Origin of the sequence: Bacillus sp. LJBV19, assembly GCF_017797845.1 — a bacterium.
In the GTDB taxonomy this organism is placed as follows: domain Bacteria; phylum Bacillota; class Bacilli; order Bacillales; family Bacillaceae; genus Bacillus; species Bacillus velezensis.
Genome location: NZ_CP072563.1, coordinates 2,731,313 through 2,748,134, shown reverse-complemented (window position 1 = coordinate 2,748,134; position 16,822 = coordinate 2,731,313). Strand labels below are relative to the sequence as shown.

14 protein-coding genes are annotated in these 16,822 nt (G+C 49.1%); 9 read left to right on the top strand and 5 right to left on the bottom strand.

Annotation, left to right across the window (positions count from 1 at the left end; translation table 11 throughout):
- The first annotated feature begins 18 nt into the window (after positions 1-18).
- The 5 genes from araN to cstA all read left to right on the top strand — a co-directional run bounded on the left by araN (position 19) and on the right by cstA (position 6,569).
- On the top strand, positions 19-1,314 hold the full coding sequence (araN, locus tag J6600_RS13225; RefSeq protein WP_014418595.1) for an arabinooligosaccharides ABC transporter substrate-binding protein AraN: 1,296 nt from the start codon (positions 19-21) through the stop codon (positions 1,312-1,314).
- Between the two features lie 41 nt (positions 1,315-1,355).
- Positions 1,356-2,297 (top strand): arabinooligosaccharides ABC transporter permease AraP, encoded by a 942-nt coding sequence (gene araP / locus J6600_RS13220; RefSeq protein WP_007408105.1) that lies wholly within the window; start codon positions 1,356-1,358, stop codon positions 2,295-2,297.
- Between the two features lie 18 nt (positions 2,298-2,315).
- Positions 2,316-3,143: an arabinooligosaccharides ABC transporter permease AraQ gene (gene araQ, locus J6600_RS13215; RefSeq protein WP_007612991.1), complete on the top strand. Its 828-nt coding sequence runs from the start codon at positions 2,316-2,318 to the stop codon at positions 3,141-3,143.
- Between the two features lie 18 nt (positions 3,144-3,161).
- Positions 3,162-4,661 carry an arabinosylfuranosidase ArfA gene (gene arfA / locus J6600_RS13210; protein ID WP_017418319.1) on the top strand — a complete coding sequence of 500 codons (1,500 nt, stop codon included), beginning with the start codon at positions 3,162-3,164 and terminating at the stop codon, positions 4,659-4,661.
- Between the two features lie 111 nt (positions 4,662-4,772).
- Complete coding sequence (cstA, locus tag J6600_RS13205) at positions 4,773-6,569, top strand: carbon starvation protein CstA (protein WP_209387487.1); 1,797 nt, start codon at positions 4,773-4,775, stop codon at positions 6,567-6,569.
- Here the strand turns inward: cstA and J6600_RS13200 are convergent.
- The 4 genes from J6600_RS13200 to sspI all read right to left on the bottom strand — a co-directional run bounded on the left by J6600_RS13200 (position 6,555) and on the right by sspI (position 10,760).
- Positions 6,555-7,889 (bottom strand): (Fe-S)-binding protein, encoded by a 1,335-nt coding sequence (locus tag J6600_RS13200; protein ID WP_209387486.1) that lies wholly within the window; start codon positions 7,887-7,889, stop codon positions 6,555-6,557. The two genes, cstA and J6600_RS13200, sit on opposite strands and share 15 nt — an antisense overlap.
- Positions 7,886-9,298: a glycolate oxidase subunit GlcD gene (gene glcD / locus J6600_RS13195; RefSeq protein ID WP_014418590.1), complete on the bottom strand. Its 1,413-nt coding sequence runs from the start codon at positions 9,296-9,298 to the stop codon at positions 7,886-7,888. The genes J6600_RS13200 and glcD overlap by 4 nt, the downstream gene beginning before the upstream one ends.
- A gap of 99 nt (positions 9,299-9,397) precedes the next feature.
- Entirely contained in the window at positions 9,398-10,483 is a 1,086-nt protein-coding gene (locus J6600_RS13190) for a CdaR family transcriptional regulator (protein ID WP_209387485.1), read from the bottom strand.
- Between the two features lie 61 nt (positions 10,484-10,544).
- Positions 10,545-10,760, bottom strand: coding sequence for a small acid-soluble spore protein SspI (sspI, locus tag J6600_RS13185; protein ID WP_003152527.1), 216 nt, complete (start codon positions 10,758-10,760; stop codon positions 10,545-10,547).
- Positions 10,761-10,879: 119 nt separating this feature from the next.
- Between sspI and J6600_RS13180 the strand changes: the two genes are divergently transcribed.
- The 3 genes from J6600_RS13180 (at position 10,880) to pheT (ending at position 15,450) form a co-directional block, all read left to right on the top strand.
- Entirely contained in the window at positions 10,880-11,626 is a 747-nt protein-coding gene (locus tag J6600_RS13180) for a TrmH family RNA methyltransferase (RefSeq protein WP_007408111.1), read from the top strand.
- A gap of 361 nt (positions 11,627-11,987) precedes the next feature.
- A complete protein-coding gene (pheS, locus tag J6600_RS13175; protein ID WP_003152530.1) occupies positions 11,988-13,022 on the top strand; it encodes a phenylalanine--tRNA ligase subunit alpha in 1,035 nt (344 codons plus the stop codon).
- A 13-nt stretch (positions 13,023-13,035) separates the two neighbouring features.
- Entirely contained in the window at positions 13,036-15,450 is a 2,415-nt protein-coding gene (gene pheT, locus J6600_RS13170; protein ID WP_103526713.1) for a phenylalanine--tRNA ligase subunit beta, read from the top strand.
- Positions 15,451-15,486: 36 nt separating this feature from the next.
- On the opposite strand, the gene rnhC is transcribed toward pheT, so the two are convergent.
- On the bottom strand, positions 15,487-16,428 hold the full coding sequence (gene rnhC / locus J6600_RS13165) for a ribonuclease HIII (RefSeq protein ID WP_007408113.1): 942 nt from the start codon (positions 16,426-16,428) through the stop codon (positions 15,487-15,489).
- Between the two features lie 133 nt (positions 16,429-16,561).
- On the opposite strand from rnhC, the gene zapA reads away from it, so the two are divergent.
- The gene (gene zapA / locus J6600_RS13160; protein WP_007408114.1) at positions 16,562-16,819 is read left to right on the top strand and encodes a cell division protein ZapA; all 258 of its coding nucleotides are present in this window, start codon (positions 16,562-16,564) and stop codon (positions 16,817-16,819) included.
- Positions 16,820-16,822: the final 3 nt, after the last annotated feature.

Sequence of the window (16,822 nt, the reverse complement as noted above, 5' to 3'; positions counted from 1 at the left end):
AGTGGAAGGGGTAATGACATGAAAAAAACGACCGCTGTATGTTTGGTGCTGATGATGCTCTTCTTGTTTACCGCCGGCTGTTCACAAGAACGGACTGCCGGCCGGCCGGGAGAAACGGAGCTGACGTTTTGGACGTTTAACGGTCTGCACGAACAGTTTTATCAGGAAATGGTCAAAGAATGGAATCAGAAATTTCCGGAGCGCAAAATCAAGCTGAATACCGTTGTTTATCCTTATGGACAAATGCATGATAATTTATCGGTTTCGCTGATCGCGGGTGAGGGGCTTCCCGATATAGCCGACGTGGAATTAAGCCGGTTCTCGAACTTTCTGAAGGGGAAGGATATCCCGCTTGCCGATCTGACGCCGCTGATTGAAAAAGACCGCGATAAGTTTGTGGAAGCGCGTCTGGCATTGTACAGCAAAAACGGAAAATTGTACGGTCTTGATACACATGTGGGGACGACCGTCATGTTTTACAACATGGATATTATGAAAAAAGCGGGCGTTGATCCCGCCTCCATTAAGACATGGGAAGATTATCGGCGGGCAGGGAAAAAAGTGCGTGAAGCATCTGGGAAACCGATGGGAACGGTTGAAACAAACGACTCCGCCACATTCCTATCCATGATTTCGCAGCAAGGGTCAGGCTACTACAGCAAAAACGGAAAATTGATTCTGAACAGCAAGACGAATACAGACACACTGAATTACGTAAAGGACATGGTAAATGATAAAACCCTTCTGCCGGCTCCCGGCGGCGGCCATCACAGCGAAGAATACTACGGTTTTATGAATCAGGGCGGGGCAGCCTCAGTGCTGATGCCCATTTGGTACATGGGACGGTTTATCGATTATATGCCTGATTTAAAAGGAAAAATGGCGATTTACCCTATGCCGGCCTGGAAAGAAGGTGGTGACAGATCAGCGGGTTTAGGCGGAACAGCCACCGTCGTGCCGAAGCAGGCTGAACATCTGAAGCTCGCGAAAGAATTTCTCGGTTTTGCGAAAGGTTCAAAGGAAGGGAACATAAAGCTTTGGACGGTGCTCGGCTTTGACCCGCTCCGCTGGGACGTGTGGGATTCAAAAGAATTGAAGGAGAAAAACAAGTACACGGATTTCTTCCGGAACGGTACGTCAATTTTTTCCTCGCTCCTTGAAATAAAAGATGAGATCAATCCGATTTATCTGCATGAAGACTTCTCTAAAGCGGCTGATCTCGTTGTCAGACAGGTGCTGTTCGATGCGCTGAAGACGCAGGAAAAAACACCTAAGGAAGCCTTGGACGAGGCGGCAGAGCAATTAGAGAAATAGGAGAAGCCGCCCTATTTAACAGTGAAAGCGGGGGAGCTTTTATGAGACCTGTAAAGACAGAGACAGCGCAAACCGTTTCTGCAGTCCGGAAGAAGCCGCGCCGGCGCAATGTGCTGTATTCAAAAAAAGCGGCGCCTTATCTTTTTACGGCGCCATTTATCATTTCGTTTCTCGTTTTCTTTTTGTATCCGATCATCAGCGTGTTTATCATGAGCTTTCAGCGGATACTGCCGGGAGAAATTACATTTGTCGGGTTTTCCAATTATACCGCTCTTCTTAATCCAACCTTTTATACGGCATTATTTAACACATTGGAATATACCTTCTGGACGCTGATCGTGCTGATTCCGGTGCCGCTTCTTTTGGCGGTGATTCTGAATTCGAAGCTCGTCAGGTTCAGAAATGTGTTTAAATCGGCTCTGTTTGTACCGGCTTTAACATCGACGATCGTAGCGGGGATTATTTTCCGTCTGATGTTCGGAGAAATGAATACGTCGCTTGCAAACGAGCTGATGATGAAGCTTGGCGCATCACCCCAAAACTGGCTCAACAACAAAGGTACCGGCATGTTTTTAATGGTGCTGCTTGCGTCATGGAGGTGGATGGGCATTAACATTCTTTACTTTCTGGCGGGATTGCAAAACGTGCCGAAAGAATTGTATGAAGCGGCTGAAATTGACGGGGCGAGTACGTGGAAAAAGTTCCGGCATATTACCCTTCCATTTTTAAAGCCGGTGTCCGTTTATGTGTTAACGATCAGTATTATCGGCGGTTTCAGAATGTTTGAGGAAAGCTATGTGCTTTGGCAGAATAATTCCCCGGGCAATATCGGCCTCACACTTGTCGGTTATTTATATCAGCAGGGGCTTGCATACAACGAAATGGGGTACGGGGCCGCAATCGGAATTGTCCTTTTGCTTGTCATCTTACTAGTCAGCCTTGTTTCACTGAAACTTTCCGGTTCGTTTAAAGGGGAGGGATAAGCGTTGCGTAACAATTACATGTTTTCCGTGTACAGAGTCGCGTTTACCTTGTTTTTTATCATGCTGAGCCTGTTGTATATCTTTCCGATGATCTGTCTATTGCTCGGTTCTTTAAAGCCGTCATCTGAGCTGATGCGCATCGGGCTGAATCTGCGTCTTGATCCGGATGTAATGAGCCTTGATAACTACACCTATTTGTTCAACGGGGGGAGCATTTATTTCAAATGGTTTTTTAACAGCCTGCTGCTCGGCGTTCTCACCACGGTTCTCACGCTGTTTTTTTCCTCTTTGATCGGCTATGGACTCGGTGTCTACGAATTTAAAGGCAGAAATATTATTTTCGTTCTTGTGCTGATCATTATGATGGTGCCTCTTGAAGTGATGATGCTTCCGTTGTTCAAATTGACGGTGGGTCTTCATTTGATCGATTCTTATACGGGAGTGATTCTGCCGTTTATTGTGTCGCCTGTCGCCGTGTTCTTTTTCCGGCAATATGCGCTCGGACTTCCGAAGGATCTGCTTGATTCAGCGAGAATGGACGGCTGCACCGAATTCGGCATTTTTTTCAGAATTATGGCACCCCTCATGAAACCGGCATTCGGGGCAATGATCATTCTTCAATCTTTAAACAGCTGGAATAACTTTTTATGGCCGCTGATCGTGCTTCGGTCGAAAGAAATGTTTACGCTTCCAATCGGACTTTCAGGGCTGCTGAGTCCGTACGGCAACAACTATGACATGCTGATTTCCGGGTCCGTTTTTGCGATACTGCCGGTGATCATCATATTCTTGTTTTTCCAAAAATACTTCATTTCCGGCCTCACAGTAGGCGGAGTGAAGGGATAGAGAGAGGGAGGAAATATAATGAAAAAAGCGGGGATTACAGCAGATAAAGAATATATCATTGGTGAAGTGGACAAACGGATGTACGGATCATTTATAGAACATATGGGCCGGGCGGTGTATGAAGGCATTTATGAGCCCGGCCACCCGAAAGCCGACAAGGACGGCTTCAGAACAGACGTGCAGGAGTTAATCAAAGAATTGCAAGTGCCGTTCATCCGCTATCCGGGAGGGAATTTTCTCTCAGGCTACAATTGGGAAGACGGCGTCGGGCCGGTGAAGGACCGCCCGCGGAGGCTTGATTTGGCATGGCAGACGACAGAAACGAACGAAGTGGGGACGAATGAATTTTTAACGTGGGCGAAAAAAGTGAACGCCGAAGTGAATATGGCGGTCAATCTCGGGACGAGAGGGATCGATGCCGCCCGGAACCTCGTCGAATACTGCAACCATCCTGAAGGATCATACTGGAGCGACTTACGAAAATCGCACGGATATGAAAAACCTTACGGCATCAAAACATGGTGCTTAGGAAATGAGATGGACGGCCCTTGGCAGATCGGTCATAAAACGGCGCATGAATACGGACGGCTCGCCGCTGAAACGGCAAAGGTGATGAAATGGACGGACCCGACGATCGAATTGGTGGCTTGCGGAAGCTCAAACAGCGGCATGCCGTCCTTCATTGAGTGGGAGGCCGAGGTGCTTGAGCATACGTACGAGCATGTGGATTACATCTCACTGCATACGTATTACGGCAACCATGAAAATGATCTTGAGAACTATTTGGCGAAGTCGATGGATTTAGACCATTTTATTAAATCCGTCACAGCCGTATGTGATTATATGAAAGCGAAAAAACGCAGCAAAAAAACGATTCACCTTTCTTTAGATGAATGGAATGTGTGGTATCACTCAAATGAAGCGGATAAAAAAGTGGAGCCATGGATTACGGCCCGGCCGATTCTTGAAGACATCTACAATTTTGAAGATGCGCTGTTGATCGGTTCACTGCTGATTACGATGCTGCAGCATGCGGACAGACTGAAGATCGCCTGTCTCGCCCAGCTTGTCAACGTAATTGCGCCTATCATGACTGAAAAGGGCGGAGAAGCATGGAGACAGCCGATCTTTTATCCTTACATGCACGCCTCTGTCTACGGGAGAGGGACTTCAATGAAGCTGCTGATCACCTCCCCGAAATACGACTCAGCGGATTTTACGGATGTACCGTATGTTGATGCCGCGGCCGTTTACCATGAAGAGGATGAAGCACTGACCATTTTTGCCGTCAACAAAAGCAAGGAACTGATGGAAACGGAGATAAGGCTGAGGGGGTTTGAAGATTACCGCATCATTGAGCATATCGTGCTGGAGCATCAGGATATGAAAGCGACCAATCAAAAAAACAGAAAAGAAGTCATTCCGCACTCCAACGGAACGTCTTCGGCAAATGCTGAAGGGATAACGGCTCATTTTACTCCGCTGTCCTGGAATGTCATCCGTTTATCAGGAAAATAATGTTCCGAAAAGCCGGGCTGCGCTGCCGGCTTTTTTTTTACGCAAAAATCATCTCCTGTTATCTGATAATTGTGATAATATTTAGAAAAAGAGAAAAGGGGCTGGGATTAAATGAATGCGATTACAATCGTCATAGCGTCTATATGTATTTTGGCGATCGCCTATCGGCTTTACGGTACCTTTATGATGGTCAAAGTATTAAAAATCAATGATCAGACACCGACTCCGGCCCATGTGCTTGAGGATGGGAAAGATTATGTGCCGACGAATAAGTGGGTGTCATTCGGCCACCACTTCGCGGCAATCGCCGCTGCCGGCCCGCTTGTCGGACCGATTCTGGCAGCTCAGTTCGGCTATCTGCCCGGGCTGTTATGGCTGTTAATCGGGGCGGTGATCGGAGGAGCCGTGCACGATATTGTCGTATTGTTTGCATCAATGCGGAAAAATGGGAAAACGCTTTCTGAAGTTGCCAAAGAAGAGCTCGGCCCGGTGGCGGGTTTTTGCACGGGTCTCTCGATGCTGTTTATCATTACGATCACGATGGCGGGACTGTCCATGGTTGTGCTGCACGCGCTTGAGAAAAACCCGTGGGGAACGTTTGCGGTGGGGATTACGATTCCGATCGCGATGGGGGTCGGCCTCTACTATAAAAAAACAGGCAATCTCAAACTCGCATCAACTGTCGGGTTTCTTTTGTTAATGGCCGGTGTTGTCATCGGGCCGTGGCTGCAGGCAACGGCTCTCGGGGACATGCTGACACTGGATGCGAAAACGCTCGCAGTGGCGCTTCCTGTCTATGCGTTTTTCGCCGCGGCGCTTCCGGTTTGGCTTTTACTGGCTCCGCGTGACTATTTAAGCAGTTTTATGAAAATCGGGGTTTTTGCCGCTTTGATTGCAGGCGTCTTTTTCGTCAATCCCGCCATTAAATTTCCGGCCGTAACGGAGTTTATTCACGGCGGAGGGCCGGTGATCGCGGGTCCTGTCTGGCCGTTTATTTCAATAACGATTGCCTGCGGCGCCATTTCAGGCTTTCATGCATTTGTCGGTTCCGGCACAACGCCGAAAATGCTGGATAAATGGAGTGATATAAAGCCGGTTGCTTTCGGAGCGATGCTTGTGGAATGTCTCGTCGGAATTATGGCGCTCATTGCAGCTGCCGCTCTGGAGCCCGCCGACTATTTTGCCATTAACAGCACGCCTGAAATATTCCGCACCCTCGGGATGAATGTCGTCCATCTGCCTGAATTGAGCAAAGAAATCGGGCTCAGTCTGGAAGGAAGAACGGGCGGAGCCGTTACGCTTGCCGTCGGAATGACGTATATCTTTACGGAGATTCCGTTTTTCAGTCATTTGGCTTCATACTTTTTTCAATTCGTCATTATGTTTGAAGCGGTGTTTATTTTAACGGCGATTGATGCGGGAACCCGTGTCGCCCGGTACTTGATTCAAGAGTTTTTCGGAGAGGTCTATAAGCCGCTGAAAAAAACAGACTGGCTGCCGGGCTCGATTTTCTCAAGCGCGCTCGCCTGCCTGCTGTGGGGCTATCTTCTGTATTCAGGCGACATCAGCTCCATTTGGGCGCTGTTCGGCGTATCCAATCAGCTTATGGCGTCTGTCGGCTTAATTATCGGTGCGACCGTCGTATTAAAAATAGCGGATAAGCGGCGCCATATGCTGACATGCCTGATTCCTCTCGCTTATTTGTACGTGACCGTCAACTATGCGGGTTATTGGATGGTGCGGTATGTGTATTTGAACCCCGAAGCGGCGGGATACAACGTGCTGAATGGCGTTTTATCCATTATCATGCTCATTCTCGGGCTTGTGATTATCATTGCGGCTGTGAAAAAATGGGCAAATGTATGGCGTGATCCGAGTGCCAGACTGGAAGCTTCAATACCCGGATAAATCCGCGGCTTCCAAAAGGTAATCCGCCAAATGAACCGCGCGGACACGGCCTGTTAATCCTTCGCGTAAAATGCCGAGCTGCATTTGCAGAAGGCATCCGGGATTGGCTGTCACGATGACGGCCGCCTCCGTTTTTCCGGCGGCTTTCATCTTGCTGTCTAATATTTTCATAGACATCTCTGACTCTGTTATATTATAAATTCCCGCCGACCCGCAGCAGCTGTCGGCCTTTTCCATTTCTCTGTACTCAGCCCCTTTAATGCTTTTCAAAAGCGTGCGCGGTTCCTCTGACGTATGCATCACATTGCGGAGATGGCAGGAGTCCTGATATGTGACGATATGAGGAGACTGTGCCCGCAGGTTTTTTTGATGGAACTTCAGATCAACCAGTACGGATGAAAAGTCTTTGAGCTTCCGGACGAATTGTTCGGCACGTTCCGCCCATCCAGGTTCATCTTTCAGTAAATGCGGATATTCCTGAAGAAAGGCGCCGCATCCGCCGGCGTTTGTAATGATATAATCAGCGTCAAGCGCTTCAAAAGCCGCGATATTCCGCTTGGCCAGTTCTTTTCCCATCTCTTTTTCTCCGCTGTGCCCGTGAAGCGCGCCGCAGCACGCCTGGCCGTCCGGAACCGCGATTTCACACCCGGCCGCCTGTAAAAGCGCCGTTGTCGCATGATTTGTCGCTAAAAACATCGTATCCATTAAGCAGCCCGAGAAAAAAGCGGCCCGTTTTTGGACGGGACCCGCGGAAGGAAGAAAACGCGGCCTTTCCTTCATGTCTTTCCGTTTCGGGGCGGGCGGGAGCACTTGTTCCATTGTGCGCAGATGTTCAGGCAAAACGCGCAGCATACCGGTTTTTCTGACGGCGGTCTGCAGTCCCGATCTTTGGTATATTCCGAGAAGATTCACGGCTGTCTGCATGCGGTTTTGATGAGGGAAAAGCCCGGTGAAGGCGGCTTTCCGCAAGAGGCGCACGCCCGGCTTATGTTTTTTATTTTGATGAATGATATCCCTCGCTTCTTCAAGCAGCTGTCCGTAATTGACCCCTGCCGGACAAACGGGCTCGCATGCCCGGCACCCGAGACACAGCGAAAGTGAGCGCTCGACATCTTCATCCGGCTCGATCAGTCCGTCAGTGACGGCTTTCATCAGGGCGATCCGGCCGCGCGGCGAATGGGATTCTTGAAATCCTGATTCGATATAGGTCGGACAGGAAGGAAGGCAGAAGCCGCAGCGCATACAGTTCAGCAATTCACCTTCATCCATGCGGTTTTTGAATTCTGTTTGAATTTGTTGCTGCTCTTTAGCCGTGGTCATTTCATCACCACCACGCGTTTCCTTGATGAATTGGCGAATATTTTTCCCGGATTCAGCAGATTTTGGGGATCAAGCGCTTGTTTGATCGCTTTCATGGCGGTGATGCCTTCTGTTTTCAGCTTCATTTCTAAATACGGCGCTTTTACGATGCCGACCCCGTGTTCACCCGTTATCGTCCCGCCCAGTTCAATCGCTTTTTCAAAAATGGCGGCAAAAGCTTTTTCGACACGTTCCATCTCCTCTGTATTTCGGATATCGGTGGTGCACGTCGGATGGAGGTTGCCGTCTCCGGCATGACCGAATGTGCAGATGGACAAGCCGTATGTTTCTGCAATCTCGTTAATGGCTTTGACCATGCTGGCAATTTGTGATCTCGGCACGGTCGCATCTTCCAGAATCGTTGTCGGTTTCAGCCGGGCAAGGGCTGATAATGCCGACCTTCTGGCCTCTGTAAGCGAGAATGCCTCTTCCTCGGTTTCAGCCGTTTGGACGGATACGGCTGCTCCGTTTTTACAGATGGCTTCGATTTTTTCCATATCTCGTCTGACCGTTTCGATGTCACCGTCCTGTTCGATCAGCAGCACCGCTTTTGCGTCGGTCGGAAGACCGATCTTGGCGTAATCTTCAATGACCTGCAGTGTCGGCTGATCCAGAAATTCGAGTGTCGCCGGAATGATTTTTTCAGCGATGATGGCAGAAACCGATTCCGCAGCCGCTTCAATATGTTCATAGAGTGCAAGCAGCGTTTTTTTCGTTTCCGGCTTCGGAACCAGCTTTAAAGTCGCTTCCGTCACAACGCCGAGCGTCCCTTCTGATCCGACGAAAAGCCGGGTCAGATCATAACCGGCGACATCCTTTGTCAGCTTTCCTCCTGTGCGGATGATATCGCCTGAAGCCAAGACGGCTTCAAGGCCGAGGACATAATCCCGGGTGACGCCGTACTTCAAACCGCGCAGCCCGCCGGAATTTTCATTAATATTCCCGCCGATTGTCGATATTTTCATGCTGCTCGGATCAGGCGGATAAAATAAACCTTTTTGTTCAACCGCACGGATCATATCTTGCGTGATTACGCCCGGCTGGACGGTTGCCGTCAAATTTTCTTCATCGATTTCTAGAATGCGGTTCATATGTTTGAATAAAAGCACAAGCCCGCCTTCAGACGGACATGTGCCGCCGCATAAGTTTGTGCCTGAACCCCTCGGCACGATCGGAATGTCATGCCTGCTGCAAATCGTTAGTATACGCGACACGTCATCCGCGCTGCGGGGGGCGATTACCGCATCCGGCATGGCTTGCAGCTGAGGAGCCGCATCATAAGAATACACAAGACGGCCCGCCGCCGAATCATCATAATTCTCCTTCCCGACCGTCCGGATGAACGCTTCTTTTGCCTCTCGTGAAATCATGTTCTCCCAACCTCCCTGATAAGAAAAGCGTTTTCATTTAATTGTAAAGAAAAACGATTCCGCACACTATGGAGAAACATATGAAAAATGATGATATGATTACGTGCTTTTTGTATGTTGATCTAAAAAGCGCAGCGCCAAATAAAAAGCCGTTATGTCTTCGGGGCGGTCAAGTTTCATATTTGTCAGTGATTCCAGTTTGGAAAGACGGTAGCGCAATGTATTGATATGAATATGCATGTCGTCGGCGGTGCGCTTTAACGATAATTGCCGGTCGAAAAAGGCGCGCAGCGTATCCAGAAGTTCTTCCCGGTCCAGTACATGCTCGAAAACCCGCCGTGAAAATTCCGACCTCGTGCCGGGTGCGATATCGGCAAGACACATATCCAGTTTTAAATCTTCTTCAAAGACGGCCTGCTTGTCACCGATACCGGCTGAAAGTGCTTTATCCGCCTGTTCGTATGATTCCGTGAGGCGCTCTCCCGGAACGATCCGTCCGATGCCGGCGGTGACAGGCTGCCCGAAAACGGCGCCGATCTTTTTAATGAGCTGTGTTTTGGAAGCCGAATTTGCTTCATGATTAATGAGAATGCGTTCATTTCCCCAGCGGACAAACAGGTCTTCAGGGCATTCGTACTGCCAGAGCCGCCCGAGCTCCTCCGCTTTATATTGCTCATAACGGCCTTGAATGAGTATGATCCGGCGGTATGCGTGAAGGTCTGCGCCGATGAGCTTTGCTTTTTCTAAAAAGCCCGGAGACCATTCTTTCAGCTGCAGCCAATCAACCATAAAGGATTCAAGCATTCTCGCACGCCACTGCGCTTCTTCCATATGGCGCGTTTCTTTAATAAACAGCTCCGTCATTTTTCTGAGCAATTCTCCGAAAGGAAGGATATCGTCAGGGTCTCCTGTCAGACCGAATACTCCGATCACTTCATGACCTGAAAAAACGGGGAGGTTCAGTCCTGCTTTTACGCCCTCGAGCCGTTTTTCATCTTCTTTCGTAATGATGACATTCCGTTTTTCGCGCGCGCAGATCAGTGCGCCTTCATGAAACCATCCGGCGCGCGCCTCGTTGGTGCCCGCGATGATCATTCCTTTTGTATCGGCAATAATCACTTCGCGGCTGTACATATGTTTGACTTCGGCAATCAATTTCTTTGCCAGTTCCGGCTGTAACTGCATGGCGATCCCCCTCGCCATTATTATACAAAAAAAACCGGGTGTCTCATCACCCGGTTCATGCTTATTGCGCAGGTTTTAATCCGCCTTCAAGTGTTTTGAGCATTTCATTTTTTTCTGAGTCCGACGCATGCTGCCAAAGAACTTCGAATAAGACGCCGAGGCCCGGAAGCATTTTTTCTTCACCGCTTTGGATGGCGTCAACGATAGTATGCTCCAGCTGATCTTGGTTATTGCCGGTTACATTGGCAATAACGGCGTTGCGTAAATTAAGATCCATTACAACCGCTCCTTTTTCTGAATGTGATACGCATATTCTTACCGCGCACGCGGTTTATTATGTGCTGTTCTTAAGATATAATAACAACATGCATGAAAAAAGGAGAGCACAGACATAAAGTGAAACGAATCGACTCTGCAAAAAACCAAAAAGTGAAGGACTGGAAAAAACTTCACACAAAAAAAGAGAGACTTAAAACGAATACATTTCTGATAGAAGGAGAGCATCTGGCAGAAGAAGCGCTCAAATCAAAGGGAACGGTAAAAGAAATTCTCGTAAACGATGAGAGCGCCATCCCGGCCGATCTGGACATGAGCATCCCGTGCTACGTGCTGAGCGAAGACGCGTTTTCAGCCGTGACGGAAACAGAAACGCCGCAGCGGATCGCCGCGGTCTGCCATATGCCGGATAAGCAGCCTGATCAGCTGAAACGGCTGCTTCTGATTGATGCCGTGCAGGACCCGGGGAATTTAGGAACAATGATCAGAACGGCAGATGCGGCGGGGATCGACGCCGTTGTCCTTGGTGAGGGAACAGCAGACCCGTACAATGGAAAAACGCTGCGTTCAGCACAAGGATCTCATTTTCATATTCCCATTTTGAAACGTCCGCTTGATGAGTTTACCGCTGAGCTGAAATCACAAGGCGTCGCGATCTACGGCACGGCGCTTGAAAACGGTGCGGCTTATCAAAGCGTGAAGCCTGAAGAATCGTTCGCGTTAATCGTCGGGAACGAGGGGGCGGGAGTGGACGCCGGCCTTCTGCAAAAAACGGATCTCAACTTGTACGTTCCGCTGTACGGACAGGCGGAATCGCTGAATGTGGCGGTAGCGGCCGCCATCCTCGTTTATCATCTCAGAGGATAGGTTGCGAAAAGCCTTGGATTTCACTATAATAGATAGCAATAATGTAAAAACCGTGACAGAGGACGTCAATTTTTGCACACACTGCCTTCCAGGGAGAAAATGCCGCTGACTGAGAGCATTTTTATCGCAGCACAAAAATTGATTTTCACCTCTCGAGTTGTCACCGGGACCGCGCCAAACGCGCGTAAAGGTGAACCGGAACGATCGTTTCCGTTATGTCAATGAAGCTGTCGGCAGATGAAGTCTGCCTTAAAAAGGGTGGTACCGCGGCCACAACTCGTCCCTTCTCTCAAGGGGCGGGTTTTTTTGTTTTCTGAAAAAGGCATAGAACGGTTTGGTTTACATAAAAGGAGGATGCATGATGGAAGAGAAGCTTAAACAGCTCGAACTGGAAGCTGCAGAAAAAGTAGAAGCGGCGGGTTCATTAAAAGAAGTTAACGACATTCGGGTGCAATATCTCGGAAAAAAAGGGCCGATTACAGAAGTTCTCCGCGGCATGGGCAAACTGTCCGCCGAAGAGCGCCCGAAAATGGGAGCGCTCGCCAATGAAGTGAGAGAGCGCATTGCAGCAGCCATTACGGCGAAAAATGAACAGCTTGAACAAGAAGAGATGAATAAAAAACTCAGCAGCCAGACGATTGACGTCACATTGCCGGGCAGTCAGGTAAACATCGGCGGACGCCATCCGCTGACGGTCGTTATTGAAGAAATTGAAGATTTATTTATCGGCATGGGATATACCGTCGAAGAAGGCCCTGAAGTGGAAACGGATTATTACAACTTTGAGGCGCTGAACCTGCCGAAGGAACATCCGGCCCGCGACATGCAGGACAGCTTTTACATTACAGAAGAAATGCTGATGAGAACGCAGACGTCACCGGTGCAGACGCGCACGATGGAAAAGCATAAAGGAAAAGGCCCCGTCAAAATCATTTGTCCCGGTAAAGTGTATCGCCGCGACAACGATGACGCGACACATTCCCATCAGTTCATGCAGATTGAGGGTCTCGTCGTCGACCGCAAAATCAGCATGAGCGACCTGAAAGGCACGCTTGAATTGGTCGCCAAAAAAATGTTCGGCCAAGACCGTGAAATCAGGCTCCGTCCGAGCTTTTTCCCATTCACAGAGCCTTCTGTCGAGGTGGATGTGACCTGCTTTAAGTGCGGCGGACAAGGCTGCTCCGTCTGCAAAAAAACAGGCTGGATTGAAATTCTCGGCGCCGGCATGGTTCACCCGAACGTGCTGAAGATGGCCGGATTCAATCCTGAGGAATACCAGGGTTTTGCTTTCGGAATGGGTGTGGAACGTATCGCGATGCTGAAATACGGCATTGAAGATATCCGCCATTTCTATACCAATGATGTCAGATTCATTTCGCAGTTTAAACAGGCGTAAGAGGAGGATACACATGTTTGTTTCTTATAAATGGTTAGAAGATTACGTTGACTTGCAGGGAATCGACCCGGCCGTGCTTGCAGAAAAAATTACGAGAGCCGGTATTGAAGTTGAGGGTATCGAGTATAAAGGGGAGGGCGTAAAAGGCGTTGTCATCGGACACGTGCTTGAGCGCGAACAGCACCCGAATGCCGACAAACTCAACAAATGCCTTGTTGATATCGGTGCGGAGGAACCCGTGCAGATTATCTGCGGCGCCCCGAATGTTGATAAAGGACAGAAGGTTGCCGTTGCAACGGTCGGAGCCGTACTTCCCGGCAATTTCAAAATTAAAAAAGCCAAGCTGCGCGGCGAAGCGTCTCACGGCATGATCTGTTCCCTTCAGGAGCTCGGCATTGAAAGCAAGCTCGTGGCGAAAGAATATGCGGAAGGCATTTTCGTTTTTCCGAATGATGCTGAAACGGGAGCTGACGCAATGGCGGCCCTTCAGCTTGATGATGCGATTTTAGAATTGGGCTTAACGCCGAACCGCGCCGACGCGATGAACATGCTTGGCGTGGCTTATGAAGTTGCGGCTATCCTCGGCGCAGAGGTAAAACTTCCGGAGGCTTCATATGAAAAAGCGGCAGAAAAAGCGGCGGATGCTGTTTCCGTTAAGGTTGAAGATACGCAGGCCAATCCGCATTATGCCGCAAAAATCATTAAAAACGTCAAAATCGGCCCGTCACCGCTTTGGATGCAGACGAAGCTGATGAATGCAGGCATCCGCCCGCATAATAACGTCGTGGACATTACAAACTTCGTCCTCCTTGAGTACGGACAGCCGCTTCACGCTTTCGATTACGACCGGTTCGGTTCAAAAGAGGTCGTCGTCAGAAAAGCGGCGGAAAATGAAACCATCGTGACGCTGGATGAACAAGAGCGCAAGCTGTCAAGCAGCCATTTGGTCATCACAAACGGAAAAAAAGCGCAAGCCGTTGCGGGAGTCATGGGCGGAGCTGAGTCTGAAGTCCGTGAAGACACCACTGCGATTTTACTGGAAGCCGCTTATTTCGACGGACAGACCGTCCGCAAAGCGTCGAGAGACCTCGGGCTGAGAAGCGAAGCGAGCGCCAGATATGAAAAAGGCATTGATCCGGCACGCGTTCTGCTGGCGGCTGAACGGGCCTGCAGTCTCATTCAGGCATATGCCGGCGGAGAAGTGCTCTCAGGCACGGTTGAAGAAAACCATCTGACAATCGAAGCAAACAATATTCACGTGTCTGTTGAAAAAGTGAACGCCGTGCTCGGCATGACAATCGCTAAAGAAGAAATCATCAGCATTTACAAGCGCCTCGGGTTTGCAGTCGGTGAAGCTGAAGGCGTTCTCGTCGTAACGGTGCCGTCGCGCCGCGGAGATATTAGAATAGAAGAAGACCTGATTGAAGAAGCGGCGAGATTGTACGGGTATGACAATATTCCGTCCACGCTTCCGGAAACGGCCGGCACGACAGGCGGCTTGACACCGTATCAGGCAAAACGCCGGAAAGTGAGACGTTTCCTTGAAGGAGCGGGTCTTTCACAAGCGACCACTTATTCATTAACGAATGATAAAAAAGCGGCCGCTTTTGCGATCGAAAAATCATTCAACACGATGCTTGCTCTGCCGATGAGCGAAGAAAGGAGCATTCTCAGACACAGCCTTGTGCCGAATCTTCTTGAAGCCGTTTCATACAATCTGGCCAGACAGACTGATTCCGTTGCTTTATATGAAACGGGTTCTGTATTTCTGACGAAAGAAGAAAACACAAAACCGGTTGAAAAAGAACGGGTTGCCGGAGCTGTAACCGGATTGTGGCGCAAAAATTTATGGCAGGGTGAGAAAAAGCCGGTTGATTTCTTCGTCGCCAAAGGAATCGTTGAAGGCCTGCTGCATCAATTGAATGTGTCAGACCGGGTTGAATTTGTCCAGTCAGAACGCAAAAACATGCATCCCGGCCGGACGGCAAACATTCTATTGAACGGTTCGCTTGCCGGATTTATCGGCCAGGTGCATCCGGCAATGGAAAAAGAGCTGGATATCAAAGAAACGTATGTGTTCGAGCTTGATCTGCACGCGCTTCTGACCGAGGAAACAGAACCTGTCGTGTATACGCCGATTCCGAAGTACCCGTCCGTCACGCGCGACATTGCGCTTGTGGCAGATAAAACCGTTACAAGCGGACAGCTCGAAGCCGTGATCAAAGAAGCCGGCGGCGCGCTGCTGAAAGAAGTCACCGTATTTGATGTGTACGAAGGTGAGCATATGGAAGAGGGCAAAAAATCCGTCGCCTTCTCGCTCCAATATGTTAACCCTGAACAAACATTGACAGAAGAAGAAGTGACAAAAGTACATGAAAACGTGCTGAAAGCGCTGGAAGAAACGTATCAGGCCGTATTAAGAGGATAAAGAAAAAGCTTGCAGATCACTCTGCAAGCTTTTTTACTATGACCGCTTCCGTTCAACAAGGCGTTTCGCTTTTTGCGTATTGGCAAAATGAAGTTTAGTGAACGTTCTGAGCGCACCTTCTCCCTTATTGATGATCAGCTTGGCGGCAGCTTCATCGACGTGCGGCCCCGCGCCTTTTGGAATCGTCATCCCAGCCTCACGGGAAAGCTTATCCATTTCAATTAAGAAAGAATATCGCGCAATGATAGAGGCTGCGGCGACGGAAAGGTGTATGCTTTCCGCTTTCGTGCTGAAAAACGTTTTTTCTTTTACGATATCCCGTCCGGAAAGATGCTTAAAATAAATGCCGGGCTCTGCGAATTGGTCAATCAGAATCGCTTCCGGTTTAACGCCGTTCATTTTTCTCAGCAGATTGGAAATCGCCTGATTATGAAGGAGCGCCTTCATTTTTCCTTGGCTCATGCCTTTTTCCTGCATCTGATTGTATTTTTCGTTTTTTAACACAAGCAGGCTGTAAGGAATGGTTTTAATTAACAGTTTGGCGATTTCAATAATCTGCGGATCTTTTAAATCCTTCGAATCCTTCACACCGAGTTCTTTCATTAAAGAGAGCTTTGATTTGTCGGCGTAGGCGCAGGCAACTGTTATCGGCCCGAAGTAATCGCCTGTTCCGACTTCATCAGAGCCGATCACTGACATGGAGGCAATGCCCGCCGGGGGAGCGTAAAGCGGGTCGGCCGCTTTTTTGACGGTTTTCTTTGCTTTCGGCGCCTCAGCCGTTCCCCAGCGGGCCGCTTCTGTGCCGGCGTTTTTTCCTTGAAAGAGAACCTTGCCCGAGCGGTAGGCTGTAATGGTACAGCCCGGAGGCTTAGCCTGGAAGACGGCGCCCTGCGGAACGGCGGGAGTAAGGGAGCCGGCATAGGATTGTTTCATTTGTTCCATAGCGGAAGCGGATACTTTTATAACAGAATGGGACACGATATAATCTCCTTTTTTGGCACTTTTCACTGTATATACCAGTGTATCATAACAGCCCGAGGCTCGTCTTTCCATTCAAACGATAATCGTGGTATGATAGGAACTAGGATTCTCGCGGAATGGAGGAGAAACGTTGTCTGACGGCAAAAAAACCAAAACGACAGTAAACATTTACGGCCAGCACTTCACCATTATCGGGGAAGAAAGCAAAGCGCACATGCGCCATGTGGCCGGAGTGGTTGATGATAAAATGAGAGAAATCAACGAGAAAAATCCATATCTTGATATAAATAAGCTCGCTGTATTGACTGCGGTCAATGTCGTGCATGATTATATGAAACTGCAAGAAAAATATGAAATACTGGAGCGGCAGCTTAAAGAAAAGGAATGAACA

Bases quoted from the DNA above. Each gene is read 5' to 3' on its own strand.
- araN (WP_014418595.1), top strand. From the start codon at position 19: ATGAAAAAAACGACCGCTGTATGTTTGGTGCTGATGATGCTCTTCTTG.
- araP (WP_007408105.1), top strand. From the start codon at position 1,356: ATGAGACCTGTAAAGACAGAGACAGCGCAAACCGTTTCTGCAGTCCGG.
- araQ (WP_007612991.1), top strand. From the start codon at position 2,316: ATGTTTTCCGTGTACAGAGTCGCGTTTACCTTGTTTTTTATCATGCTG.
- arfA (WP_017418319.1), top strand. From the start codon at position 3,162: ATGAAAAAAGCGGGGATTACAGCAGATAAAGAATATATCATTGGTGAA.
- cstA (WP_209387487.1), top strand. From the start codon at position 4,773: ATGAATGCGATTACAATCGTCATAGCGTCTATATGTATTTTGGCGATC.
- J6600_RS13200 (WP_209387486.1), bottom strand. From the start codon at position 7,889: ATGACCACGGCTAAAGAGCAGCAACAAATTCAAACAGAATTCAAAAAC.
- glcD (WP_014418590.1), bottom strand. From the start codon at position 9,298: ATGATTTCACGAGAGGCAAAAGAAGCGTTCATCCGGACGGTCGGGAAG.
- J6600_RS13190 (WP_209387485.1), bottom strand. From the start codon at position 10,483: ATGCAGTTACAGCCGGAACTGGCAAAGAAATTGATTGCCGAAGTCAAA.
- sspI (WP_003152527.1), bottom strand. From the start codon at position 10,760: ATGGATCTTAATTTACGCAACGCCGTTATTGCCAATGTAACCGGCAAT.
- pheS (WP_003152530.1), top strand. From the start codon at position 11,988: ATGGAAGAGAAGCTTAAACAGCTCGAACTGGAAGCTGCAGAAAAAGTA.
- pheT (WP_103526713.1), top strand. From the start codon at position 13,036: ATGTTTGTTTCTTATAAATGGTTAGAAGATTACGTTGACTTGCAGGGA.